At 65.9% G+C, this 22,480-nt stretch carries 21 protein-coding genes; 14 read left to right on the top strand and 7 right to left on the bottom strand.

What is annotated here, in order from left to right; genetic code table 11:
• Positions 1–3 precede the first annotated feature (3 nt).
• The 3 genes from scpA to EHH60_RS18075 are packed head-to-tail and all read left to right on the top strand — an operon-like array spanning position 4 to position 3,287.
• Complete coding sequence (scpA, locus tag EHH60_RS18085; RefSeq protein WP_124160808.1) at positions 4–2,160, top strand: methylmalonyl-CoA mutase; 2,157 nt, start codon at positions 4–6, stop codon at positions 2,158–2,160.
• Positions 2,161–2,194: 34 nt separating this feature from the next.
• Positions 2,195–2,485, top strand: a complete 291-nt coding sequence (locus EHH60_RS18080; RefSeq protein WP_124160807.1) for a nucleotidyltransferase family protein — start codon at positions 2,195–2,197, stop codon at positions 2,483–2,485.
• A 22-nt stretch (positions 2,486–2,507) separates the two neighbouring features.
• Positions 2,508–3,287, top strand: a complete 780-nt coding sequence (locus EHH60_RS18075; RefSeq protein WP_502697411.1) for an RsiV family protein — start codon at positions 2,508–2,510, stop codon at positions 3,285–3,287.
• 7 nt (positions 3,288–3,294) lie between these two features.
• Here EHH60_RS18075 and EHH60_RS18070 read toward each other — a convergent pair whose 3' ends face one another.
• The gene (locus tag EHH60_RS18070; protein WP_245454514.1) at positions 3,295–3,966 is read right to left on the bottom strand and encodes an SRPBCC family protein; all 672 of its coding nucleotides are present in this window, start codon (positions 3,964–3,966) and stop codon (positions 3,295–3,297) included.
• Between the two features lie 25 nt (positions 3,967–3,991).
• Here EHH60_RS18070 and EHH60_RS18065 point away from each other — a divergent pair, with 25 nt between their 5' ends.
• From EHH60_RS18065 to EHH60_RS18040, 6 genes are all read left to right on the top strand, one after another.
• Positions 3,992–4,984 (top strand): tripartite tricarboxylate transporter substrate binding protein, encoded by a 993-nt coding sequence (locus tag EHH60_RS18065; protein WP_124160806.1) that lies wholly within the window; start codon positions 3,992–3,994, stop codon positions 4,982–4,984.
• A 274-nt stretch (positions 4,985–5,258) separates the two neighbouring features.
• The gene (locus EHH60_RS18060; protein WP_124160805.1) at positions 5,259–5,762 is read left to right on the top strand and encodes a tripartite tricarboxylate transporter TctB family protein; all 504 of its coding nucleotides are present in this window, start codon (positions 5,259–5,261) and stop codon (positions 5,760–5,762) included.
• A gap of 4 nt (positions 5,763–5,766) precedes the next feature.
• Positions 5,767–7,278, top strand: coding sequence for a tripartite tricarboxylate transporter permease (locus EHH60_RS18055; RefSeq protein WP_124160804.1), 1,512 nt, complete (start codon positions 5,767–5,769; stop codon positions 7,276–7,278).
• A 51-nt stretch (positions 7,279–7,329) separates the two neighbouring features.
• Positions 7,330–8,319 (top strand): methylmalonyl Co-A mutase-associated GTPase MeaB, encoded by a 990-nt coding sequence (gene meaB / locus EHH60_RS18050; RefSeq protein ID WP_124160803.1) that lies wholly within the window; start codon positions 7,330–7,332, stop codon positions 8,317–8,319.
• Positions 8,316–8,978: a pyroglutamyl-peptidase I gene (locus EHH60_RS18045; RefSeq protein ID WP_124160802.1), complete on the top strand. Its 663-nt coding sequence runs from the start codon at positions 8,316–8,318 to the stop codon at positions 8,976–8,978. Before meaB ends, EHH60_RS18045 begins: the two co-directional genes overlap by 4 nt.
• 93 nt (positions 8,979–9,071) lie before the next feature.
• Positions 9,072–10,442, top strand: coding sequence for a TIGR03808 family TAT-translocated repetitive protein (locus tag EHH60_RS18040; protein ID WP_124160801.1), 1,371 nt, complete (start codon positions 9,072–9,074; stop codon positions 10,440–10,442).
• Here the strand turns inward: EHH60_RS18040 and EHH60_RS18035 are convergent.
• The 4 genes from EHH60_RS18035 to EHH60_RS18020 form a co-directional block, all read right to left on the bottom strand.
• On the bottom strand, positions 10,439–11,188 hold the full coding sequence (locus EHH60_RS18035) for a TIGR03809 family protein (RefSeq protein WP_124160800.1): 750 nt from the start codon (positions 11,186–11,188) through the stop codon (positions 10,439–10,441). The genes EHH60_RS18040 and EHH60_RS18035 overlap by 4 nt on opposite strands.
• A 586-nt stretch (positions 11,189–11,774) precedes the next feature.
• Positions 11,775–13,487, bottom strand: a complete 1,713-nt coding sequence (locus tag EHH60_RS18030; RefSeq protein WP_124160799.1) for a S8 family serine peptidase — start codon at positions 13,485–13,487, stop codon at positions 11,775–11,777.
• A 16-nt stretch (positions 13,488–13,503) separates the two neighbouring features.
• Positions 13,504–14,199 (bottom strand): zf-HC2 domain-containing protein, encoded by a 696-nt coding sequence (locus EHH60_RS18025; protein ID WP_124160798.1) that lies wholly within the window; start codon positions 14,197–14,199, stop codon positions 13,504–13,506.
• Positions 14,196–14,765, bottom strand: a complete 570-nt coding sequence (locus tag EHH60_RS18020; protein WP_124160797.1) for a sigma-70 family RNA polymerase sigma factor — start codon at positions 14,763–14,765, stop codon at positions 14,196–14,198. The genes EHH60_RS18025 and EHH60_RS18020 overlap by 4 nt, the downstream gene beginning before the upstream one ends.
• Before the next feature lie 426 nt (positions 14,766–15,191).
• Here EHH60_RS18020 and EHH60_RS18015 point away from each other — a divergent pair, with 426 nt between their 5' ends.
• Positions 15,192–16,349 carry a GGDEF domain-containing protein gene (locus EHH60_RS18015; protein ID WP_124160796.1) on the top strand — a complete coding sequence of 386 codons (1,158 nt, stop codon included), beginning with the start codon at positions 15,192–15,194 and terminating at the stop codon, positions 16,347–16,349.
• A gap of 63 nt (positions 16,350–16,412) precedes the next feature.
• Positions 16,413–17,516, top strand: a complete 1,104-nt coding sequence (locus EHH60_RS18010) for a DUF2336 domain-containing protein (protein ID WP_124160795.1) — start codon at positions 16,413–16,415, stop codon at positions 17,514–17,516.
• Between the two features lie 111 nt (positions 17,517–17,627).
• On the opposite strand, the gene EHH60_RS18005 is transcribed toward EHH60_RS18010, so the two are convergent.
• On the bottom strand, positions 17,628–18,266 hold the full coding sequence (locus EHH60_RS18005; RefSeq protein WP_124160794.1) for an NrsF family protein: 639 nt from the start codon (positions 18,264–18,266) through the stop codon (positions 17,628–17,630).
• A gap of 2 nt (positions 18,267–18,268) precedes the next feature.
• Entirely contained in the window at positions 18,269–18,814 is a 546-nt protein-coding gene (locus EHH60_RS18000; RefSeq protein WP_199751542.1) for a sigma-70 family RNA polymerase sigma factor, read from the bottom strand.
• Positions 18,815–19,104: 290 nt separating this feature from the next.
• Here EHH60_RS18000 and EHH60_RS17995 point away from each other — a divergent pair, with 290 nt between their 5' ends.
• The 3 genes from EHH60_RS17995 (at position 19,105) to EHH60_RS17985 (ending at position 22,321) form a co-directional block, all read left to right on the top strand.
• Entirely contained in the window at positions 19,105–19,779 is a 675-nt protein-coding gene (locus EHH60_RS17995) for a hypothetical protein (protein ID WP_124160793.1), read from the top strand.
• A gap of 145 nt (positions 19,780–19,924) precedes the next feature.
• Positions 19,925–20,704, top strand: coding sequence for an enoyl-CoA hydratase (locus EHH60_RS17990; protein WP_124160792.1), 780 nt, complete (start codon positions 19,925–19,927; stop codon positions 20,702–20,704).
• 186 nt (positions 20,705–20,890) lie between these two features.
• Positions 20,891–22,321 carry a TolC family outer membrane protein gene (locus tag EHH60_RS17985; RefSeq protein ID WP_124160791.1) on the top strand — a complete coding sequence of 477 codons (1,431 nt, stop codon included), beginning with the start codon at positions 20,891–20,893 and terminating at the stop codon, positions 22,319–22,321.
• Positions 22,322–22,480 lie beyond the last annotated feature (159 nt).

The following is a 22,480-nucleotide window of genomic DNA, read 5'->3' as shown; positions in this document are numbered from 1 at the left end:
ACCATGAGCCGCATTCCCAATTTCGCCGATGTCGCTTTCGAGCGAGCCGCCACAGCCGCCCCCGCCGGCAGCGCCGAGCCGTGGCTCACGCCCGAGGGCATCCTGGTGAAGCCCGCCTATGGCGAGGCTGATCTCGCCGGGCTCGATTTCCTCGAGACCTATCCCGGCATCGCGCCCTATCTGCGCGGTCCCTATCCGACCATGTATGTCAACCAGCCCTGGACGGTCAGGCAATATGCCGGCTTCTCCACGGCGGAGGATTCCAACGCGTTCTACCGCCGCAACCTCGCGGCCGGACAGAAGGGCCTCTCGGTCGCGTTCGATCTCGCCACCCACCGCGGCTATGACAGCGATCATCCGCGCGTCGGCGGCGATGTCGGCATGGCCGGCGTGGCCATCGATTCCATCTACGACATGCGCACGCTGTTTGCAGGCATCCCGCTCGACCAGATGAGCGTGTCCATGACCATGAACGGAGCGGTGCTGCCGATCCTCGCGCTCTACGTCGCCGCCGCCGAGGAACAGGGCGTGCCGCCGGAGAAGCTCTCAGGAACGATTCAGAACGATATTCTGAAAGAGTTCATGGTGCGCAACACCTATATCTATCCGCCGGCGCCCTCGATGCGGATCATCTCCGACATCTTTGCGTACACCTCGCAAAAAATGCCGAAGTACAATTCGATCTCGATCTCCGGCTATCACATGCAGGAGGCCGGCGCGACGCAGGACCTCGAACTCGCCTACACGCTCGCCGACGGCGTCGAATATCTGCGCGCCGGCCTTGCCGCCGGGCTCGACGTCGATCGTTTCGCGCCGCGGCTATCGTTCTTCTGGGCGATCGGCATGAACTTCTTCATGGAAGTCGCCAAGCTGCGCGCCGCGCGCCTGCTCTGGGCGAAGCTGCTCAAGCCCTTCAACCCGAAGGACCCGCGCTCGCTGTCGCTGCGCACGCACAGCCAGACCTCGGGCTGGTCGCTGACCGCGCAGGACGTCTTCAACAACGTGATGCGCACCACCGTCGAGGCGATGGCGGCAACTCAAGGCCACACCCAGTCGCTGCATACCAACGCGCTCGACGAAGCGCTGGCGCTGCCGACGGATTTCTCGGCGCGCATCGCGCGCAACACCCAGCTCTTCCTGCAGCAGGAGAGCGGCACCACCCGCATCATCGATCCCTGGGGCGGCTCGTACTACGTCGAGCGGCTGACGCGCGACCTCGCGGCGAAGGCATGGAGCCACATTCAGGAGGTCGAGGAGCTCGGCGGAATGGCGAAGGCGATCGAGGCCGGCGTGCCAAAACTGCGCATCGAGGAGGCCTCGGCCAAGACCCAGGCGCGCATCGACGCCGGCAAGCAGGCGGTGATCGGCGTCAACAAGTACAAGCCGACCGACGAGGACAGGATCGAGATCCTGAAGGTCGACAATACCAACGTCCGGCGCTTGCAGATCGACAAGCTCAAGCGGCTGAAAGCCGAGCGCAACCAGAAGGACGTCGATGCCGCGCTTGCCGCGCTGACGCGCTCTGCCGGCGAAGGCAACGGCAATCTGCTCGCGCTCGCCATCGACGCGGCGCGGGCGAAGGCGACCGTCGGCGAAATCTCGGACGCGATGGAGAAGGTGTTCGGCCGGCACCGCGCCGAGATCAAGTCCATCACCGGCGTCTACAAGCGGGAGGCGTCCAGCATGGGCAACCAGGTCGAGAAGGTTCAGGCGCTGATCGATGCTTTCGAGGAGGCGGAAGGCCGCCGCCCGCGCATCCTGGTCGCCAAGATCGGCCAGGACGGCCACGACCGCGGCCAGAAGGTGATTGCGTCTGCTTTTGCCGATATCGGCTTCGACGTCGACATCGGGCCGCTGTTCGCCACGGCGGATGAAGCCGCGCGGCAGGCGGTCGAGAACGACGTCCACATCCTCGGCGTCTCCTCGCTCGCTGCCGCCCACCTCACCGCCGTGCCGGAGCTGAAGGCCGCGCTGAAGAAGCAGGGCCGTGACGACATCATGATCATCGTCGGCGGCGTGGTGCCGCCGCAGGATTACGACGCGCTCTATGCCGCCGGCGCCGAGGCCATCTTCCCGCCGGGCACGGTGATCGCGGAAGCGGCCGAGGAGCTGATCCGCAAGCTGAATGCCCGGCTCGGCCATAGCGAGGCAGCCGAGTAGATGATAGACTGGCCGCAACCGGCCAAGTGTGTCCATGACGCGTGACGAGATCATCGCTGCGATACGCGAAAATGCGGACGCCATCAAAGGCAAGGGCGTCTCGAAGCTTGCCATTGTCGGCTCGCGGGCCGGCGAAGATTACGGCAGCGACATCGACATTCTGCTCGAGATCGAACCGGATACGACTTTTTCACTGCTCAAGCTGATCGATGTCGACAATATCATCGAAGATGCGACCGGGTTGCAGACACAGGCAACCGTTCGCCGCTCGACGTCTCCCCGCTTTGCGCCGCACAGCGCAGACGACATTGTTGAAATATTCTGACGCTCACGCAGGAGCACTAGCCTTGAAATTCATCGCGGGTTTGAGCGTCGCCCTGGCGCTGAGCGCAACGTGCGCGTTTTCCGCCCTCGCCGCCGACCCCAAGCCCGACGCCGTCGTCAAGACCAAGAGCATCGAGGCGCGCGTTTTCCTCGACGACAGGATCAAGGCGGATGCGGCGCTGGCGGCGGATGGCCTGGCCGAAGGCAGGAAATGGCTCGATAAGAATGCCGCGGAAGCTGCCGCCGCGCGCAAAGCGGACCCGCAGTTCTTCAAGGAGGGCGGCTGGGAGTTCGAGCGCAAATATGAAATCCGCTCCGTGGTTGCCGACCGCTATGTCAGTGTCCTGCGCAACGACTACATGAACACACGCGGCGCCCATCCTAATTCGGACGTGAACACGATCCTGTGGGACAAGGCGGCGAACAAGCGCATCTCGATCCGCCCGTTCTTCACCGAGACCGCCGACAAGGGTCCGGCCATGAAGGCGATGGTGAAGGCCATCATCACCTCGCTCAAGGCCGAGAAGAAGAAGCGCGATGCCGGCGAGACCGCGACCGACGAATGGTTCAAGAGCGTGGAGCCAAGCCTGCTCAAGATCGGCGCGGTGACGCTTGCGCCGTCAACTGAAGCAGGCAAGAGCTCCGGCCTCACCTTTCACTACCCGCCCTACGCCGTCGGTCCCTACGCCGAGGGCGAGTATGTTGCATTCGTGCCGTGGGAGGCGCTGAAGCCGTATCTCAGCGCAGAAGGCACACGAATCTTCGGCGGCGCGCGGCCGAAGGGCGACGCGGAGGAGCAGTGAACGATCGCTAGCTGGATCGCGGATGGGCTCGCGCCAGTGTCCGCGCCAGCGAATCCGTCCAATCAGGAATCCAGCACGCGAACAGAGCCTGCCAGCGATCGGCGTCAGCAGGCTCCGTCTCGAGTGCAACCGACCATTCAATGAGGGTGCGATCGTCCGCGATGATCGGGCGCAGATGCATGGTGCCTTGATAGTGCGCCGGCGCTGGCGACCGGCTTCCGTCGTCTTGCGGATACGACAACGCTTCGAGGCCGGCATAAGTCAGGTTGTGCTGCCTGTCCGAGTGATCGACCAGGCGCTGACGGATCCAGTTTCCGAGATAGCAGAAGCGTCTGATGGCGCCGACTTCATCGCCGCGCTTGTCGTCTTCGATCACGCTCTCGCTCACCCCGTCGATATAGGCGGGATAGTTGTTGAAATCGCGGATCAGCGACCAGACTTCGTCGAGCGGGTGGTCCAGCACGGCGCTGTAATAGGCTTGGGTCATCGGTGGCTTCCCCTTGGTTTCGCTACGCGCTGAGGTTGGCTGCTCGCGCGGGCAAAACCCACCCGGTTTCCGACTGCCCATCCGATGGCCATCCAACTTTCTCGCACAACCGGCAATCTCGTTGGTAGCGCTATCTTGCGGCGGCTCTGCAAAGCCGACTAGAATGCCGCCATTGACAAGAGCGCCCGGCATCACGGGCGCCGCTGGGAGGCATTCAATGTCCAAGATTTCGCGCCGCACCTTTGCGGCCTCGACCGCAGCAGTCGCTGCATCCGCCGCCTTCGGCTTCAAGCCCGCACTTGCGCAGGCCTATCCGGCCCGGCCTGTCACCGTGATCGTGCCCTGGGGCGCCGGCGGAGGCACCGACGCCACCGCGCGCATTGTCGCAGCGCTGCTCGAAAAGGATCTCGGTCAGCCCTTCAACGTGGTCAACCGCACCGGCGGCTCCGGCGTAGTCGGCCACAGCGCGATCGCGACCGCGCAGCCCGACGGTTACACCATCGGCATGCTCACCGTCGAAATCTCGATGATGCACTGGCAGGGCCTGACCGACCTGACGCCGAAGAGCTACACCCCGCTGGCACTGATGAACGAGGACCCTCCGGGCATCCAGGTCTCCTCCTCCTCGCCCTACAAGACGGTCAAGGAGCTCGCCGATGCGATCAAGGCGGCGCCTCCCGGCAAGTTCAAGGCCTCCGGCACGGGCCAGGGCGGCATCTGGCACCTGGCGCTGGTCGGCTGGATGCAGGCGATGGGCCTGCCTGCCAACCAGGTCGCGTGGGTGCCCTCGAACGGCGCGGCCCCGGCGATGCAGGATCTCGCCGCCGGCGGCCTCGACCTCACCACCTGCTCGGTGCCGGAGGCGCGCGCCATCATCGAGGCCGGCAAGGCCAGGAGCCTTGCCATCATGGCGCCGGCCCGCAACCCGATCTTCAAGGACGTGCCGACGCTGAAGGAGGCGATGGGCATCGACTACGCGACGGGCGCCTGGCGCGGCATCGCCGGGCCAAAGAACCTTCCGCCGGAGATCGCAACGAAGCTCACTGCAGCACTGAAGAAGGTTTACGATTCCGCCGAGTACAAGGACTTCATGAGCAATCGCGGCTTCGGCACCGTGTGGGGCGATGCCGCTCACTTCGCCAGCTTCATGGACAAGGGCGACGCCCAGATGGGCGAGGCCATGAAGGCGGCAGGCCTGAGCAAGGCGTGATGCTTTACCTCTTCCCGCTGGCGGCGGGGCTATTGCATGTGAAGAAGAACGTGGCGAGTAGCTCGCTTGCAGCCCATCCTTCGAGACGCCCGCCCGTGGCGGGCCCTCAGGACGAGGTCGCGTTTTGCAGCGAGATACCAGACCCTCATGGTGAGGAGCCTGCAAAAGCGGGCGTCTCGAACCATGCAGGCCGAGCACCTTCGGCACATGCGCTGGCCCAGCTCACGCGGCGAGAGGGCGCGCACCTCCCGGAATTCTGACAGGACTCCCTCCCATGCGTCTTCCCGACTCCGTGACGGGATCGTTTCTCGTCGTGCTCGGCGCAGCAGCTGCCTATGGCGGCTGGATCCTGCCGCCGGTGCCGGGCCAGCCGGTCGGCCCCAACGTGTTTCCGCTGGTGATCGGCTGCGGCCTTGCACTATGCGGGCTCGCGATCGTGTTCGGCATCGGCCGTTCCTTCGAGGAGGAGGAAGTGCTGGTCCCGTTCGAGGACGGCCAGGCAGCTGCCTCGCCGCCGCAAGAAAAACTCCAAGGCAAGCTCTATGGCCTGCGCGCGCTGCTGCCGCCGGCGTTGCTGCTGTTCTACGTCGTCGCGGCCGACCGGCTTGGTTTCATCATCACCGCGGCGATCATGGTCTATGTCACCTCGACCGCGCTCGGGGCCAGGTGGAAGCTGGCCCTGCCGCTCGCGGCGCTCTCGCCTCTCGCCATCCACCTCATCTTCGGCAAGCTGCTCCGCGTGCCGCTGCCCGCCGGCCTGTTGCCGGCGCCCTGGTAATCCCATGCTGAAGACCCTGATTGATGCATTCGCGCTGATCTCCACCTGGGAGGTCATCATCGCGATGGTCGCGGCCTCCGTGTATGGCCTCGTGATCGGCTCGCTGCCGGGCCTGTCGGCAACGATGGCGACCGCGCTGCTCGTCCCGGTCACCTTTTATCTCTCGCCGATCGCGGCGATCGCGACCATTGTCGCGGCCTCCTCGATGGCGATCTTCTCCGGCGACATTCCCGGCGCGCTGCTGCGCATCCCCGGCACGCCCGCTTCCGCCGCCTATGCTGACGAGGCCTACGCCATGACGCGCAAGGGCCAGGCCGAGCTCGCGCTGGGTGCCGGCGTGTGGTTCTCCGCCGTCGGCGGCATCGCCGGCGTGCTGTCGCTGATGATCCTGGCGCCCCCGCTCGCCGAGATCGCCCTGTCGTTCTCCACCTTCGAATATTTCTGGCTGGCGCTGCTCGGCCTGATGTGCGCCACCTTGGTCGCGCGCTCTTCTCCGGTGAAGGCGATCGCGGGCATGTTCATCGGCCTGCTCGTCGCCTGCATCGGCATCGAGAATCCCGGCGGCGTCCCGCGCTTCACCTTCGGCCTCACCGATCTGTTCGGCGGCATCGAGCCGATCCCGGCGCTGGTCGGCGTGTTCGCGGTGGCGCAGGTGATGCGCGCGATGCTGACGCCCGAACCCCCGCCGCTGCCGCGCCGCAAATTCGGAAGCATCATGGCCGGCCAGTGGAAGCTGACGAAGCTGTATCACTGGCAGATGACGCGCGGAAACATCGTCGGCATCATCATCGGCGTGCTGCCCGGCGCCGGCGCAGACATGGCCGCCTGGGTCTCCTACGCGATGTCGAAGCGCTTCTCCAAGGAGCCGGAGAAATTCGGCACCGGCCATGTCGAGGGGCTGGTCGAGGCCGGCGCCAGCAACAACGCCAGCATCGCCTCCGGCTGGGTGCCCTCGCTGCTGTTCGGCATCCCCGGCGACACCATCGCCGCGATCGCGATCGGCGTGCTCTACATGAAGGGGCTCAATCCCGGCCCGACGCTGTTCACCGAGAAGGCGTCGAGCATGTACGCGATCTATCTGATGTTCATCATCGCGAACATCCTGATGATCCCGCTCGGCATCGCCATGATCCGAGTCGCCGCCTACATCCTGCTGGCGCCGCGCTCCGCCATCATGCCGATCATCATGCTGTGCTGCGCAGTCGGCTCGTTCGCGATCGGCAACAACATGTTCGGCGTCGTCACCGTCGCCGCCTTTGGCGTGATCGGCTACGTCATGGAGGCAAACGGCTATCCCGTCGCCGCGATGGTGCTCGGCATCGTCATGGGCACCATGGTCGAGCAGGCCTTCGTCACCTCGCTGATCAAGTCCGACGGCAGCGTCCTGCCGTTCTTCGAGCGGCCGGTCGCCGCCATCCTGGCCGCCATGGCGATCGGCGCGCTGCTCTGGCCTGTGATGGTGTGGGTGTGGCGGAAGCTGAAACCGGCGCAGGCGGCGGCAGCAACATCCCGGTGATATGGCGCGGGCGACCCTCGCCTGCCCCGCCCGGCCGTTGTAAAGCAGGGCATGACTGAAAAGAAGGCCTCGCTGGACATCAAATCCCTCGCCCGCGACTTGCGCGCAGGCAGTCGCGCGGCGCTTGCCCGCGCCATCACGCTGGTCGAGAGCCGGCGCGGCGACCATCAGGCGCTGGCGCGCGAGCTGGTGCAGATGCTCCTGCCCGACACCGGCAAGGCGTTTCGCGTCGGCATCACCGGCTCGCCCGGCGTCGGCAAATCCACCACCATCGATGTGCTCGGGACGTATCTGATCGAGCGGGGCCACAAGGTCGCGGTGCTCGCGGTGGATCCGTCCTCGGCACGCAGCGGTGGCTCGATCCTCGGCGACAAGACGCGAATGGCGCGGCTATCGGCCTCGAGCGAGGCCTTCATCCGCCCCTCGCCGTCCTCGGGCACGCTCGGCGGCGTCGCGGCGAAGACGCGCGAGGCGATGCTGCTGTGCGAGGCGGCCGGATTCGACGTCGTGCTGGTCGAGACCGTCGGCATCGGCCAGTCCGAAACCGCGGTCTGCGACATGACGGATTTCTTCCTGGCGCTGATGCTGCCGGGCGGCGGCGACGAGCTGCAAGGCATCAAGAAGGGCCTCGTCGAGCTCGCCGACATGATCGCCATCAACAAGGCCGACGGCGACAATCTCAAGCGCGCCAACATGACCGCCGCCGACTATCGCGGTGCGCTGCATATTCTCAGCGCCCGGTCCGAGCATTGGCATCCGCCCGTTATCACCTATTCGGCGCTGGCCGGCACCGGCATCGCCGAACTCTGGCAGAAGGTCTTGGACCACCGCAAGGCGATGAATGCGTCCGGTGACTTCGCCGCACGGCGGCGCGAGCAGCAGGTGAAATGGATGTGGTCGATGCTGGAGCAGCGCATGCTGGCAAGATTGCGCAGCGAGGCTTCGGTGCGGACCAAGGTCCGGAAGATCGAGGCGGAAGTCGCCGACGGCCATCTCACCCCTGCGCTCGCCGCCGAGCAGATCCTGGAGTTGCTGCAATGAGCGACAAGCTCCGCATCCTCCTCACCGGCTTCGGGCCGTTTCCGGGCGCGCCCCATAATCCGACTCAGCCGCTGGTCGCGCGGCTGACGCGACTGCGCCGCCCGGCGCTCGACAATGTCGCAATCGCGAGCCACATCTTTCCGGTCACTTACGCCGCAGTCGACCGGCAATTGCCTGAGGTGCTCGCCGCGCAGAAGCCCGATGCGCTCTTGATGTTCGGCCTCGCGGCACGCACGCCCTATTTGCGCGTCGAGACCCGCGCCCGCAACGCCGTCACCATGCTTTGGCCGGATGCCGCCAACACCCGCTCGAGCAAGCGCGGCATCGCCGGCCATGCCGATGCGATGACGTTCGGCCCGCACACCGCAAGGCTGCTGCGCGCCGCGCGCCTCACCGGCATCGACGCGCGTCCCTCGCGCGATGGCGGCGCTTATCTCTGCAATTACCTGAGCTGGCGCGCGATCGAGAACGTGAAGGCCGGCGGTCCGCGGCTTGCGGCGTTCATCCACATCCCCCTGCTGGCACGCAACGGCGCGGCGCAGCGCAAGGGCGCAGCCCGGATCACATTGGAGGAACTGGTGGATGCGGGGGAAGCCATGCTGATGGAAATGGTGCAATTGGCGCGCAAGCGGCCCTTGGCAGGACCTCCGCGGGGATAAACATTTAACCCTACCGCGAACAATCCTCACCGGTCCCTCCGCCCTGCGCTACGTAAGCCCGCGCGGACCCCCGCGTCCGCCGGAGGACGCGCCATGGACCTCAGTCGCCGCTATCTCATCGGAGCCTCGACCGCGGGCATTGCCGGCGCGCTCGCCATGCCGGCTGACGCTGCGCGCGCGGCACCGCTGACGTCCCTGCTCGGGCGCGATGCCACACAATATGGCGTGCGACCCGGAAGCAGCGACGATCAGACACGCGCGCTGCAGCGCGCGATCGACGAAGCCGCGCGGGCGCAAATGCCGCTGGCGCTGCCGCCGGGCGTCTACCGGACCGGACTGTTGCGGCTGCCGAACGGCGCGCAGCTGATCGGCGTGCGCGGTGCGACCAGGCTGGTCCTCACGGGCGGAGCCTCGATGATCCAGAGCGACGGCTCCGATGCGATCGGCCTCACCGGCATCACCTTCGACGGCGGCAACATTCCGCTGCCGACCCGGCGGGGGCTGATTCATGTGCTCGGCGGTCGGGACATTCGAGTCGCCGATTCTGCGGTTACCGGATCCGGCGGCAGCGGCATCTGGCTCGAGCAGGTCGCGGGCGACGTCTCCGGCAACATCTTCACCAACATCGCGTCGACTGCGGTGGTCTCGTTCGACGCCAGGGGCCTCAGCGTTTCCCGCAACACTATCATCGGCACCAACGACAACGGCATCGAGATCCTGCGCACCGCGATTGGCGACGACGGCACGCTGGTCGCCGACAACCGCATCGAGGACATCAAGGCCGGCCCCGGCGGCTCGGGCCAGTACGGCAATGCCATCAACGCGTTTCGCGCCGGCAACGTGATCGTGCGCGGCAACCGCATCAGGAACTGCGACTACTCGGCGGTGCGCGGCAACTCGGCCTCGAACATTCACATCACCGGCAACAGCGTCAGCGACGTGCGCGAGGTCGCGCTCTACTCAGAGTTCGCATTCGACGCGGCCGTAATCGCCAACAACACGGTCGACGGCGCCGCCGTCGGCGTCTCCATCTGCAATTTCAACGAAGGCGGCCGTATCGCCGTGGTCCAGGGCAACATCATCCGCAACCTGATCCCAAAACGGCCGATCGGCACCGCGCCGGACGACGATGCCGGCGTCGGCATCTACATCGAGGCTGACACATCGGTCACCGGCAACGTGATCGAGAATGCGCCCTCCTACGGCATCGTCGCCGGCTGGGGCAAATATCTGCGCGACGTCGCGATCACGGGCAACGTGATCCGAAAAGCGCTGGCCGGCGTCGGCGTCTCGGTCGTGCCGGGCGCCGGCACCGCGCTCGTCAACAACAACATGATCTCCGAGACCCCGCGCGGCGCCGTGGTCGGCCTCGACCACGCCCGCGCCGTGACCTCGGATCTGTCGGCCGACGGGGCGCAACGCTTCTCGCAGATAATGGTCGGCGGCAACGCAGTGCGACGTTAGAACGCGTTCCGCAGCAGCGGGTACTTTGCTTGCAGGCCGTCGAGGCTGAAGGTGAATTCGACGACGCGCTCGGGCGCTGCGACGATCTCCTCGGCCGGCGGGGCGAACTGCGGCAGAAGCGCCGCCATCTCTGCAGGCGCGGTCTTCGTCGGCTTCGCGGCAGCTACTGCGAGCGGCGGCCTCACTTCCGGCGCGGTAAATGGCGCCGCTGCGGCAGGCGCGAGCGGCGACCTCACAGCAGGTGCGGTAAGCGGTGCCCTCGCAACGGGAGCTTTGAGGGGCGGCATCTCGGCAGGCGCGGCGAACGACGGCCTCGCTGCGGGCGCGAGGGGCGCGGCGAGCGAAGCTTCGGTGATCTCCGCGAGCACGTTCGGCTTCAGATCGAGCCTGAGCGGCATTGCGGTCGCGTGAGCGATATGAACGGCCTTGGGCTGGACGGTCTGCGCCTGCTGCTCGCGCGGGGCCATACGGGGCATCGTCGCCGGCGACCAACCGAATGCAGGCGTCACACTTGCAGCCGCCTCGGCGACGTCCCCGCCGGTTGCGAGCGCGCGCCAGGTCTGGACGGCCCGCTTGGCTTCCTGGATGTTTTCAAGGAACGCGATCTCTGAATGATACCGACGCCAGCGGCCGGTCTCGAACATCTCGGAGAGATGCTGCAGGCGCTGTTCGGCGAGAGCGCACCAGCGCGCCGCAATGGCGCGGCCCGCGGCCGCGTCGCGAACGAACTCTTGGCGATGTGTCATGAACCAGCCCGTCAGGAAAAAATACGGACGCGGGGACGCAACGCACACGAATCAATCTGGACGCGACATGAATATTTTGTGGAAAAGATTTGACTTGTCCAGCAGCGACACGGCCTTCGTCATCAAATACCGTACTCTTCCGGAAATTTGCTGCGTTTTCGAGTCAAGCTTCGCACAAGCATAGCGGAGTTGCGGCACGCCCCGCGAGCGACGGCCGAGAACGCCCGGGCGATCCTCAACCCCAAGCTGAACGAATGCGGAGCTTCAGAAGACCAGATGCCTGTTGGAGCTTCGGTTCGGATTGAATCTGAATCGACGCTCCAGATTCTTGTTTCGACGCGTTTTCGTCGCGCGAACCGGCGGCAACCTCGCTCAAAAACGCGCTGAAAAGAAAAGACCCGTCCGGGGGGACAACCGGACGGGTCAAGCCATATGGGCGCTTGGGGTGGATGGGCGCTCGCGCCTGATATGACTGATGGGGAGGGATGACCGCTCCCACATCAGTTGGTCGTGGCAGCTGGCTGAACGTTCAATGCGAGGGTTCGCTTTTTTGACCTTCGGCCCGCGCGCATCTTTGTCGCGGCGGCTATCGCGCAGCCGGTCTATCTGCCTGAGAAACCGCGGATTTATCGTCTCCGCTGGACAGCGATGGTTGCTCGATCGCACGGCTGTCGGGCTCGCCCTGACGCTTCTCCGCATCTTCACGTTTTGTTGTACCGGACGCAGCCGCAACCGGCGTCGCGCTGTCGGCGGAAACGGCCATGACGGCGGCAAAGGCGTCGGTCTGCCCGTCTCCGAAAAGATCGTCACGTCCGGGTGAGCCGAGGTCGCGCGCGGTCCTTGCCAGCGTCATGCGTAGCGCCTCCGGCTTCAAGGCGTGATTGCGCTCGAGGAGCAGCGCCGCCACGCCAGAGACATAGGCGGCCGAGAACGAGGTTCCCGAGGTCATCTGGTATTTACCGGCAGGTGCCGGCAGGAAGATGTCGACGCCGGGGGCTGCGACCGCGATGTAGTTGCCGCGGTTCGAGGCGGAGAACAGCCTGTCCTGCTGATCCGTCGCGCTGACCGCGATCACATTGGGATTGGCAGCCGGATAGAGCGGCGGCGATTTGGCGCCGGCATTGCCGGCGGCCGCGATCAGCACGAGGCCGCGAGCGGCCGTCGCCGCGATCGCGCGCTCGATGATCGCGTCCTTCGGGCCGGCAAAGCTCATATTGATGATCTGCGCGCCGTGCTCGGCGGCGTAGTTCAGTGAGCGCAGGATGATGTAGGACGAGCTCTCGGCACCACCATTGGCGCCGCCGAAGGCCCGGATGGCGATGATGCGCGCCTCGGGCGCGCTGCCCATCAGGCGGGCATGCGCCACGATGGCGCCGGCGATGCCGGTGCCGTGGACGTGCGGCCCCTCGGGACTGCCGAGCGCGTCGAAATTGTCGGCGACGGAATTGGCGAGTTCGGGATGCTTGGCATCGATGCCGGAGTCGATCACGGCAACCGTGACATTGGCTCCGTGCGCCAGCGAATGCGCCTGCGGCAAGCGGAGTTTTGCCAGCGCATATTGCGCGGGATCGCCCTCGGCGGGTACCGACGATTTCTGGTCCTGGAGCACGTAGCGGAAGTTCGGCTGGACCGAGCGCACGCTGCCGTCGGCCGCGAACTCACGCCGCACCGTCTCGGCCGGCCGGCCGTCGGTGATGCGGAACAGGCCGAACGTCGCCCCGATCAACGGAAAATTCTCGGATGCGACGCGCGCGAGGCCGTGGCGACGCGCAAGCTCGTCGGCCTCCGTCACCGACAGAGCGCCGTCGATCTCGGCGACGAATTCGCCTGCGAAGCTGCGCTGGTTCATCGCGACCGGCGTGTTGTTGCCGCGCCCCTTGCGGGCGCTCTTCTTGTTGCCCGATTTTCCACTGCCCTCGCCGCCCGCATTCGGCTGTGCCAGGCATTCGCCGTCGGCAGCCCGGTAGGGCGCCGAGCAGGCCGGGTAGAGGTTGGGGGAGTAGCGCGCATAAGGCAGCACCCGCATCGGTCCCATCCGCGCCGAAGGAATCCGGGCGGTCGTGATCGAACGCGGAGCGCGATCGACCGACACCGCCCTGGCGGATAGGGGCGGGCTGACCCGCGGGGCAATGCTCGGAGAGATGGTCGGCGTGCGCGAGGGAACGCTGATCGTCGGCGTTCGCATGATCGCCTGCGCCTGCGCAACCTCGATGCCGAGACAGGAGGCGACCAGAAGGGCGGCCCCGACCGATGAGGCGTAGGCCCCGGCACGCACCCAGCTCTCGGACTTGCCCGTCATCGGCTCAGCGGCGCGCCTAGGGCACCGCGACGGCGAGGTTGACGAACTTCTCGCGCTGCATTCTGCCGAGCAGCGAGGCGAGCTCGTCCTGGCTCATCGCCTTGTCGAACTGGAGGCGGAACATGCCGCCCTTGGCGTCGCCGATGATCGAAGCCTGGTAGCTGTCGAGCAGCGCGGTGATGTCGGCGACGCGTGCCTCTGGCGTGAATCGCACCAGCGCGCGCGCCGGCGCGGCCGTGCTGCCAAGTTCGCGCGTGATCGGCGCGCTGGTCGAGAGCGAAGCCGTCTGGAAGGTCGACGGCTGGTTCTTCATCAGCACGGCCCCGATGATTCCGGCTTGCAGCACGAGCGCGATGGCGCCAAGGCTCGCCGACCATGCCAGCGTGCGCGGCGACAGGCTCGCGAAGAAGGTCGAGATGCGCGCCGACAGCGGCAGCGAGCCGCTCGCCCGCGCCGGCTCAGCGTCGATCGCGGCGAACAGCTTCTGCATCGCGCGCGCCGACGGAGCACCCAGGCTCTCGTTCAGATGGATGGTCTCTGCGTACTCGCCGCGGACCGCGGCATATTGCCTGGCAAGCTCGGGATCGCGCGCCAGGGCTTCCTCGACGCGGCGCGCATCGCGCGCGCTCAGCGTGCCGGCGGCGTGCCAGGGCAGCAGCAGTTCAATGTCACTGGGCTCTTGCTCCAGCATCTTCTTGCTCAATGCCATCATGGCCAGCCTCGCTCAACGCCGGCTGCCTTCAGCAGTTCGGCCAGTTTCTTGCGCGCATAGAACAAGCGCGTCTTCACAGTGTTCTCCGGAATTCCGACGATTTCGGCCACCTCTTCCACGGACTTCTCGTGGTAGTAGACGAGATCGACGATTTCCCGGTGTTCCGGCGAGAGGCCCGTCAGACACTCCCGCAAGGCCTCACTGGTATCCTTCTTCTGCGCCACCGTCTCCGGATCGTCGGACGTATCCTCGATCGCGTTGGCGGCTTCTTCGTCCAACTCAAAATCCTTCCTGCGCCGAAGCGCAGACAGGGCCTTGAATCGGGTGATTGCCAGCAGCCAGGTGGAAACGGCTGATCGGCCTTCGAACTTGCCGGCTTGACGCCAGACGTCGAGAAACACCTCGCTGATGAGGTCTTCCGCCGCCTGCTCGTCGCGCACGAGCCGCAGTCCGAACCTGTAGACCCTGACATGGTGCCGCCCGTACAGCACCTGCATGGCGAGCCGGTCACCTTGGGCGATCCTGGCGATCAGAACCTCGTCGGAAGCCGCCTGTGTCGCGCTCAATGGCCGTCTCGCAAAGTTGGTCGGGTCGATGCGGCGGGCGGTTCGACGGGGGGTGCAAAATTGTTCAGATTACCGCAATCATGCGGGGGCCAGTGTGAGCTACCCCACACAAGCCCATTTTTATGGTCCCATCCGCGGCGGTCAGCGGCGTCAATCCAAATCGGTAACATAATACTAAGACACTTTCCCTGCGAAAGGCACAGGAGCCGGCCTGGTCCGGTTCCATAGCAGCCCTGTCCAGGTTTGTCGCACCAAGCCCTGTTTTGGCTCGATCGCATCGCACACGATGCATGATCGCCGGCAAGAATCGCACGATCGCTGATCATCTTGTTCCGTGCTGCACGGTTCGGATTCGGCTCCAAAGGATACCAAACCTAAAGGCTTGCCACGTAGATTTTTGCGCTGACATCTACCATTGGCGGGACCATGAGCACGGCCGCGACGTCCTTTCCCGAGAGGAATGCCGCAGAGGTCGCGGAACTCGTCCTCGCGCCCGAGACGGCCGCTTCAGAAGTCAGGGCACGCCGGACCCGGCAGCGCCGCCAGATGTATGTCGGCCAGGTCGCGAGCTACTCGCTGGGAGCCTCGGTCCTGCTGCTCTACGCTTATGACGGCACGATCTCCATGGGAGTTCCGTCGCTGTTCTGGGTCGGCGGCCTCCTGATCATCGGGACGTTCACGGTGCTGTCCGAAGCCGGTTTCGGCGACCGGTTCGAGGATCATTACCTCACCGTCTATCAGATCTCGGCCCACATGGCGCTGCAGCTGGTGTTCCTGCTCGCGGTGCCCACGGTCGGGGTCGCGTTTCTCGCAGTGTTGTTCCTGATCTTCGCCTTCGGCACGCTCCGTATGACGTCGAGCCAGGCGATGCTCACCTGGGGCCTTGCCACCTGCGGGCTCGCCACGGTTTTCCTGGGCTCGGATCTGCCGATCGGACTGCCGGTCACGACCCGGCTGCAGCGAGCCGCCTCGATGCTCTGCTTCGTGCTGGTGATCGGCCAGTGCGCCTTCCTCGGCCTGTTCGGCGCCACCTTGCGCAAGATCCTGTACCGGCGCAGCATCGAACTGAAGGCCGCGTATCGGCGTATCGAGGAACTGGCCGAGCTCGACGAACTCACCGGCGCCTATAACCGCGGCTGCATCATGCGGCTTCTAGATGCCGAGATCGAGAAGTCGCGTCAGGCATCCACGCCTTGCGCGATCGCGCTGATCGATATCGACTGGTTCAAGCGCATCAACGACGCCCACGGCCATCCCATCGGCGACGAGGTGCTGCGGACCTTCGCGATCACTATTTTCGCCAACCTCCGCCCGGCCGACAGTTTCGGCCGCTACGGCGGTGAGGAATTCCTGCTGCTGCTGCCGGACACGTCGGGCGACGTCGCGCACCGTATGCTCGAGCGCTTGCGCGGCATCGTTGCCGATCTCGACTGGAGTGCATTCTCTCCGGGCATGCGGGTGACCATTTCCGCGGGCGTCGCGACGCTGCGCGACATTGATACTGCAGACACCTTTCTCGCGCGTGCCGATCGCGCGCTTTATTCCGCCAAGGCGCAAGGGCGCAATTCTATTGTAACGAGCTGACCAATCCATTTTCTCCCGCTGCGACAGAAGCCGTAGCCGGGCCGAACGCTCCAGGACAGGGCAATGAGATCCAAATCCGCAAGACCATCCGAAAACCTGCTCGAGGAATTGCAGGCCGCCCTCTCGCACGGCACCGTTGCGCGCCGGGTCGAGACGCTGCGCCGTGTCACCGATCTCTTCGCGGGCAACGCAGTGGACTATTCCGACGACCACATCCGCGTGTTCGACGACGTGTTCCAGTGCCTGATCGGGCAGATCGAGACGTCGGCCAGGGCGCTGCTCGCCGAACGCCTCGCACCGATCGCGGCTGCGCCGCCGAAAATCATCCGCACGCTCGCACTCGACGAGGTCATCGAGGTCTCCGGCCCGGTGCTGTCGAAATCGGAACGGCTGGACGAGGCGACGCTGATCGAGATCGCGCACACCAGGGGCCAGGCGCATCTCAAGGCGATCTCGCTGCGGCGGATACTGTCGGAAGCGCTGACCGACGTGCTGGTGATGCGGGGCAATGAGGACGTGGTGCAATCGACCGTCAGCAATCCGGGCGCGCGGCTTTCCGAGGGAAGTCTCACCGAGCTCGTCATCCGCGCCGAACGCGACGACGACCTCGCCAGCTGCATCGGCCTGCGGTCCGACCTGCCGCGCCATCACTATTTGAGGCTGGTCGCCAAGGCATCCTTGAGCGTGCGCAGGAAGCTTGCGGCCGCGCATCCCGAGCTTGCTGACGAAGTGTCGAGCGTAGTCCAGCAAGCGGCCCAACGGGCTCGCGCTGCCGCCATGACGAAGCAGACCGAGATGGCCCGCGCGCTGGTGAAATCGCTGCACGACGACGGCCGCCTCAACGAGCTCCAGGTCACCACCTTCGCCGAGCAGGGCAAGTTCGACGAAACCAATGCGGGGCTGGCTGCACTCGCGGGCGTCGCGGTCGAGACCGCCGAAACCATGATGATCGAGAGCCGCACCGAGGGCGTGATGATCCTCGCCAAGGTCGCCGGCATGCAATGGTCGAGCGTGCGGGCCATCATCGCCATGCGCGAGAAGCTATCTGGCGGGTCGCAGACCGACATTCTGACGCTGCGCGACACCTATGAGGCGCTGCGTCCATCCACTGCGCAGCAGGTGCTACGCTTCCACCGCATGCAGCTGGGCGCGACGCCGGTGGCGTGAAGCCGGCACGCTAAAATGCGATGAGACCAGGATGAATCGTCATCGCGCTTCAGGTTGTCGTTTGAGCATGATCTTTTCGGAAAACCGCTGCACACTTTTCCGGATCATTCTCTAATAGCGCAGGACCTTCGATCCCACCAGCGCGCCGATCGCAGTCACCAGCGCGGTCGCGAGCGTGTACCAGGTCGCGACGAACAGGGGCGAGTCGTCGGTGCAGTGCGAGGCATAGAGGGTCGCGGCGAGGCCGGCCGACACCAGCCCGGCGAGCGCGCCGGCGAGCGCGGGGCTTGACGGCGCGCCGTGGCGCAGGCCGAACAGCGCCCCCGCAAGCAGCGGCAGCGACATCGCAGGGATCGCGACCAGGCACACCCTGGAGTTCCTGCCCATCAAGCGCATCGTCATCGGCATGGCCGGGGCCATCATCGCCTCGCTGCCGATCGCAACCGCCAGCAGCCCGACCGGCAGCAGCAGCAGCCAGGCCCAGCCGCGCAGCAGGGCTTCGGGACGCGACAAATGCAGGCTGATGATGATCGCGGGAATTGCGAGCGACAGCGTCACCGCGAACTTCATGTCGAAGAACGGGTTGTGCATCGCGCTCATCACGTCGGCGCGCACGCCGAGGAATGTCGCAAAAAACAGGATCGAAAACGGCGCGGCCACCAGCAGCGCCATGGTCAGCACGGCGCCGACGCGTGGAGCGCGGTTCGCGTTGTCGGCTGCGAGCGAGCGAATGAGTTGATCGGTGTCCATGACTAATGGTCCCGCAGTTTGGCCGTCAGCGCGGCAAGTCCGCGATGCAGCGCGACCCGCACCGCACCCTCGCTCATCGATAACTTTGCCGCCGTATCCTTGATCGAGGCCGCCTCGACCGCGATCGATTGCAGCACGTCGCGCTGACGCTGCGGCAGCGTGCCCAGTTGGGCGGCGACCTCGCCGGCTGACGCGGTCTCCTGCGGCACCTCGCCCGGCAGCGCCTCGGCGAAGTCGTCGATGTTGACGAACACGCGCTTGCCGCGCCGGCGGAGCGTGTCGATCAGCTTGTTGCGGCCGATCGCAAACAGCCAGGGCGCGAAGGGGGCTTCGCTGTCCCAGGTGTGCCGCTTCAGATGCACCGCCAACAGAATCTCCTGCACGATATCCTCGGCCTGGTCGGGAGGCTGACCTGCCCGCGCCAACCCGCGCCTCGCGGCAGCGCGCAGCACCGGCGTGATTGCCTTCAACAAGCGATGATACGCTGCGTCATCGCCAGCCATGGCCGACCGCATCAGGCCGGTCCATTCGTCCTCACGTCCGCGCACGCGCGCCCTCACCAAGCAATTCGGCCGCTCTTTCAATTTGTTACGCGGCGTCGAATAGATCACGAATTCGTGATCTAGCCGGGGCCTCGCGACCGATGCGGCCATTAACATCTCTGGGGCGGCTCATAACACCGATCGGCGCGTTCCGCATCGTGCGCCCGGCCGCGAGGGGCGGTTTGCCCCGTTTTTGCCGGGTCTAACCCGAAGATTCCCATTTTCTGCCCCGCTGTCGTCACGCCCCAGGGTCTCTGTTGGTTGCCGGGACGGGCGGAATTGGGGAGATCGTCAACATGATGAAAGCCAGCGCACGCGCGGCCCTGATTGTCTCGGCCGGGCTTTTCCTGCTGTTCGGGGGCTTTGCACAGGCGGAGCCGAGTTCGGCCGCAGGCAATAAATCGGACAGCGCGGAGAAGCAGGCCGACACGGCCAAGCACCGGCGCCATGACTCGCGCCGCACCGGCAGCAGCAAGACGGCGCAGAAATCCGACGACAAGTCCGCCGGGAAGGGCGCCGCGACAAGGACGGACGAGGCCAGGAACGAGAACAGGAACGACAACAAGACAGGCAGTGAGGTGCCGACGTCGAGCCAGATGCCGCCGGAGGTCGCCAATGCCAACGCGCAGCTCGCCACCGATACGCCAACTGCGGCTGCCGCCTCCGCGATGACGAACCGCGCCAACGATAATGTTCACGCTGCAGCCGACAATACCAACGTCGCGCCCCCCGAAAGCCAGGTCGTCGCGCCCGATCAGCTCAACGATATCGATCGCGCCGTGCAACAGGAGAGCCCGCCGGCGCAGAAGGCGGTGATTGCCGCAACCGAGGCGCAGCCGCGGCCCGCGCCGGTGATGGCAAGCAGCCAGCAGAGCTCGGCCTGGGACCAGAGCTCGCTGATCGGCAAGATCTTCATCGGCGTCGGCACGCTGCTGACGCTGGCGTCCGCCGCCCGGATGTTCATGGCGTGATTGCCGGCCGATTTCCGGCCTGGGTAACCGGCTGATGGACCCCGTCCGGAACGCGCCTCTCGTCGCGTTCCGGCGGCCGGTAGCCTCTTGAAGCCCACCGCGCCAGCGGGCACATTGCCTGCTCAATCAAAAGCGTGGGTGGAGCATGAGCACGTTCGAACACATCATCGTCGAGAGCAAAGGCGCGGTCGGCATCGTCAAGCTGAACCGGCCGAAGATGCTCAACGCGCTCTCTTTCGGCGTCTTCCGCGAGATTGCCGCGGCGGTCGACGATCTCGAGGCCGATGACGCCGTCGGCTGCATCGTCGTGACCGGTAACGAGAAGGCCTTTGCCGCCGGCGCCGACATCAAGGAGATGCAGCCCAAGGGCTTCATTGACATGTTCTCCGAGGATTTCGCCGCGATCGGCGGCGACCGCATCGCGCGCTGTCGCAAGCCGACCATCGCCGCGGTCGCCGGCTACGCGCTCGGCGGCGGCTGCGAGCTCGCCATGATGTGCGATTTCATCATCGCCGCCGACACCGCAAAGTTCGGCCAGCCCGAGATCACGCTGGGCACCATTCCCGGCATCGGCGGCACCCAGCGCCTGACGCGCGCGATCGGCAAGTCCAAGGCAATGGATCTCTGCCTCACCGGCCGGATGATGGATGCGGAGGAAGCCGAACGGTCGGGCCTCGTCAGCCGCATCGTACCTGCTGACAAGCTGATGGACGAAGTGATGGCGGCAGCCGAGAAGATCGCCGCGATGTCGCGCCCTGCGGCCGCGATGGCCAAGGAAGCGGTGAACCGCGCCTTCGAGACCACGCTGGCCGAGGGCATGAGCGTCGAGCGCAACCTGTTCCACTCGACCTTTGCGCTCGAGGATCGCTCTGAGGGCATGGCTGCGTTCATCGAGAAGCGCAAGCCGGTGAACAAAAACCGGTAAGGCAAACCGGTCAGGCAGGTGTAAGGCCCTGCCGCGTTCCCGCGGCCCCCTGTGACGGAGCTGCAACAAGCACGGATTTCATGGGGGTTTTTCCCGCGGCAGTTTGCCTGCGGGACCTGGGCTGGTTTAACAGTTAAGACGACCGCCGTCGGCGGGGGCGGACAGCCGGGAATTTTGCGGGAACATATGATTGGGCGTATCGCCAGAGCTGGTCGCGGGGTGACGCGGCATCGATCGGGCGTGGGTCCCGCATTTGCAACATGGGCCACGCTGGCGCTCTCGTGCGCCCTGCCCTCCGCCGCCTGGGCCGAAGCCCTGCCGGAAGCGCTGTCCAAGGCCTACCAGACCAACCCGCAGCTCAATGCCGAGCGCGCGCGCCAGCGCGCGACCGACGAGAACGTGCCGCAGGCGCTTGCCGGCTATCGGCCGCAGATCCTGGCCAGCCTCAGCGCCGGCCTTCAATCGGTGCGCAATCTGTTGCCCGACAACACCATCCAGACCGCCAACCTGAAACCCTGGATCATCGGCGTCACCGTGACGCAGACCCTGTTCAACGGTTTCCGCACCGCCAACAGCGTGCGGGCCGCGGAACTTCAGGTGCAGTCGGGTCGCGAAGCGCTGCGCAATGTCGGCCAGGGCGTCCTGCTCGATGCGGTCACCGCCTACACCAACGTGCTCGCCAACCAGTCGTTGGTGGAAGCACAGCGCTCCAACGTCGCCTTCCTGCGCGAAACATTGTCGGTCACCCAGCGCCGCCTCAACGCCGGCGACGTCACGCCGACCGACACCGCGCAGGCCGAGGCCCGCCTCAACCGCGGCCTTGCCGATCTCAACGCGGCCGAGATCGCGCTCGCCGTCAGCCAGGCGATTTATGCGCAGGTGGTCGGCAATGCGCCGTCGCAGCTTCGGCCGGCCGAGGCCGTCGACCGCTATCTGCCGAAGAGCCGCGAGGACGCCATGTCGATGGCGATCCGCCAGCATCCGGCGGTGATGGCCGCAAGTTTCGACGTCGATGTCGCCTCCACCAATATCCGCATCGCCGAGGGCACGCTGCTGCCGAGCGCCACCATCCAGGGCAGCGCAAGCAAGAGCCGCAACAACGACCCGACGCTAGGCACCTTCGCCGAAGACCAGGCCTCGATCGTCGCCAACGTCACCGCGCCGATCTACGACGGCGGTCAGGCCGCGGCGCAGACCCGGCAGGCCAAGGAGATCACGGCACAGAGCCGGCTCGTGCTCGACCAGGTTCGCAACCAGGCGCGCACGGCGGCGGTCAGCGCATGGGTTGCCAATGAAGGTGCCAAGGTCACGGTCTCGGCCTCGGAGTCCGAGGTGAAGGCGGCGACCGTCGCGCTGCAGGGCGTGCAGCGCGAGGCGGCCGGCGGACAGCGCACGACCGTGGACGTCTTGAACTCGCAAGCCGATCTGATCCAGGCCAAGGCCCGCCTCATCGGCGCGCAACGCGACCGCGTGATCGCCTCCTACACGCTGCTCAGCGCCATCGGCCATCTCGACGTCAAGACGCTGAACCTGAACACGCCGGACTACCTGCCCGAGGTTCATTACCACCAGGTCCGCGACGCCTGGCACGGCCTGCGCACGCCGTCGGGACAGTAGCAGCCGGCGCGCGGCATCTCCAGCGCTCTGCCTCCCTCGCCGTCTTTGACGGTGCCCGGTCGTGCACGTTGACGACTCGCGTCCGCTTGCGAACCTTGTTGAGCAGCTATGCAGCCAAGCGCAGCACCTGACCCGGCTGATCTGATACCGTCCCAGCCG

It is taken from the genome of Bradyrhizobium sp. RP6, assembly GCF_003837805.1.
In the GTDB taxonomy this organism is placed as follows: Bacteria; Pseudomonadota; Alphaproteobacteria; order Rhizobiales; family Xanthobacteraceae; genus Bradyrhizobium.
This window is presented reverse-complemented; position numbering and strand designations above follow the sequence as displayed.

Excerpts from the sequence above, each read along its gene's own strand:
- scpA (WP_124160808.1), top strand. The coding sequence starts at position 4 with ATGAGCCGCATTCCCAATTTCGCCGATGTCGCTTTCGAGCGAGCCGCC.
- EHH60_RS18080 (WP_124160807.1), top strand. The coding sequence starts at position 2,195 with ATGACGCGTGACGAGATCATCGCTGCGATACGCGAAAATGCGGACGCC.
- EHH60_RS18070 (WP_245454514.1), bottom strand. The coding sequence starts at position 3,966 with ATGCCGGGCGCTCTTGTCAATGGCGGCATTCTAGTCGGCTTTGCAGAG.
- EHH60_RS18065 (WP_124160806.1), top strand. The coding sequence starts at position 3,992 with ATGTCCAAGATTTCGCGCCGCACCTTTGCGGCCTCGACCGCAGCAGTC.
- EHH60_RS18060 (WP_124160805.1), top strand. The coding sequence starts at position 5,259 with ATGCGTCTTCCCGACTCCGTGACGGGATCGTTTCTCGTCGTGCTCGGC.
- EHH60_RS18055 (WP_124160804.1), top strand. The coding sequence starts at position 5,767 with ATGCTGAAGACCCTGATTGATGCATTCGCGCTGATCTCCACCTGGGAG.
- meaB (WP_124160803.1), top strand. The coding sequence starts at position 7,330 with ATGACTGAAAAGAAGGCCTCGCTGGACATCAAATCCCTCGCCCGCGAC.
- EHH60_RS18045 (WP_124160802.1), top strand. The coding sequence starts at position 8,316 with ATGAGCGACAAGCTCCGCATCCTCCTCACCGGCTTCGGGCCGTTTCCG.
- EHH60_RS18040 (WP_124160801.1), top strand. The coding sequence starts at position 9,072 with ATGGACCTCAGTCGCCGCTATCTCATCGGAGCCTCGACCGCGGGCATT.
- EHH60_RS18035 (WP_124160800.1), bottom strand. The coding sequence starts at position 11,188 with ATGACACATCGCCAAGAGTTCGTTCGCGACGCGGCCGCGGGCCGCGCC.
- EHH60_RS18030 (WP_124160799.1), bottom strand. The coding sequence starts at position 13,487 with ATGACGGGCAAGTCCGAGAGCTGGGTGCGTGCCGGGGCCTACGCCTCA.
- EHH60_RS18025 (WP_124160798.1), bottom strand. The coding sequence starts at position 14,199 with ATGATGGCATTGAGCAAGAAGATGCTGGAGCAAGAGCCCAGTGACATT.
- EHH60_RS18015 (WP_124160796.1), top strand. The coding sequence starts at position 15,192 with ATGAGCACGGCCGCGACGTCCTTTCCCGAGAGGAATGCCGCAGAGGTC.
- EHH60_RS18010 (WP_124160795.1), top strand. The coding sequence starts at position 16,413 with ATGAGATCCAAATCCGCAAGACCATCCGAAAACCTGCTCGAGGAATTG.
- EHH60_RS18005 (WP_124160794.1), bottom strand. The coding sequence starts at position 18,266 with ATGGACACCGATCAACTCATTCGCTCGCTCGCAGCCGACAACGCGAAC.
- EHH60_RS17995 (WP_124160793.1), top strand. The coding sequence starts at position 19,105 with ATGATGAAAGCCAGCGCACGCGCGGCCCTGATTGTCTCGGCCGGGCTT.
- EHH60_RS17990 (WP_124160792.1), top strand. The coding sequence starts at position 19,925 with ATGAGCACGTTCGAACACATCATCGTCGAGAGCAAAGGCGCGGTCGGC.
- EHH60_RS17985 (WP_124160791.1), top strand. The coding sequence starts at position 20,891 with ATGATTGGGCGTATCGCCAGAGCTGGTCGCGGGGTGACGCGGCATCGA.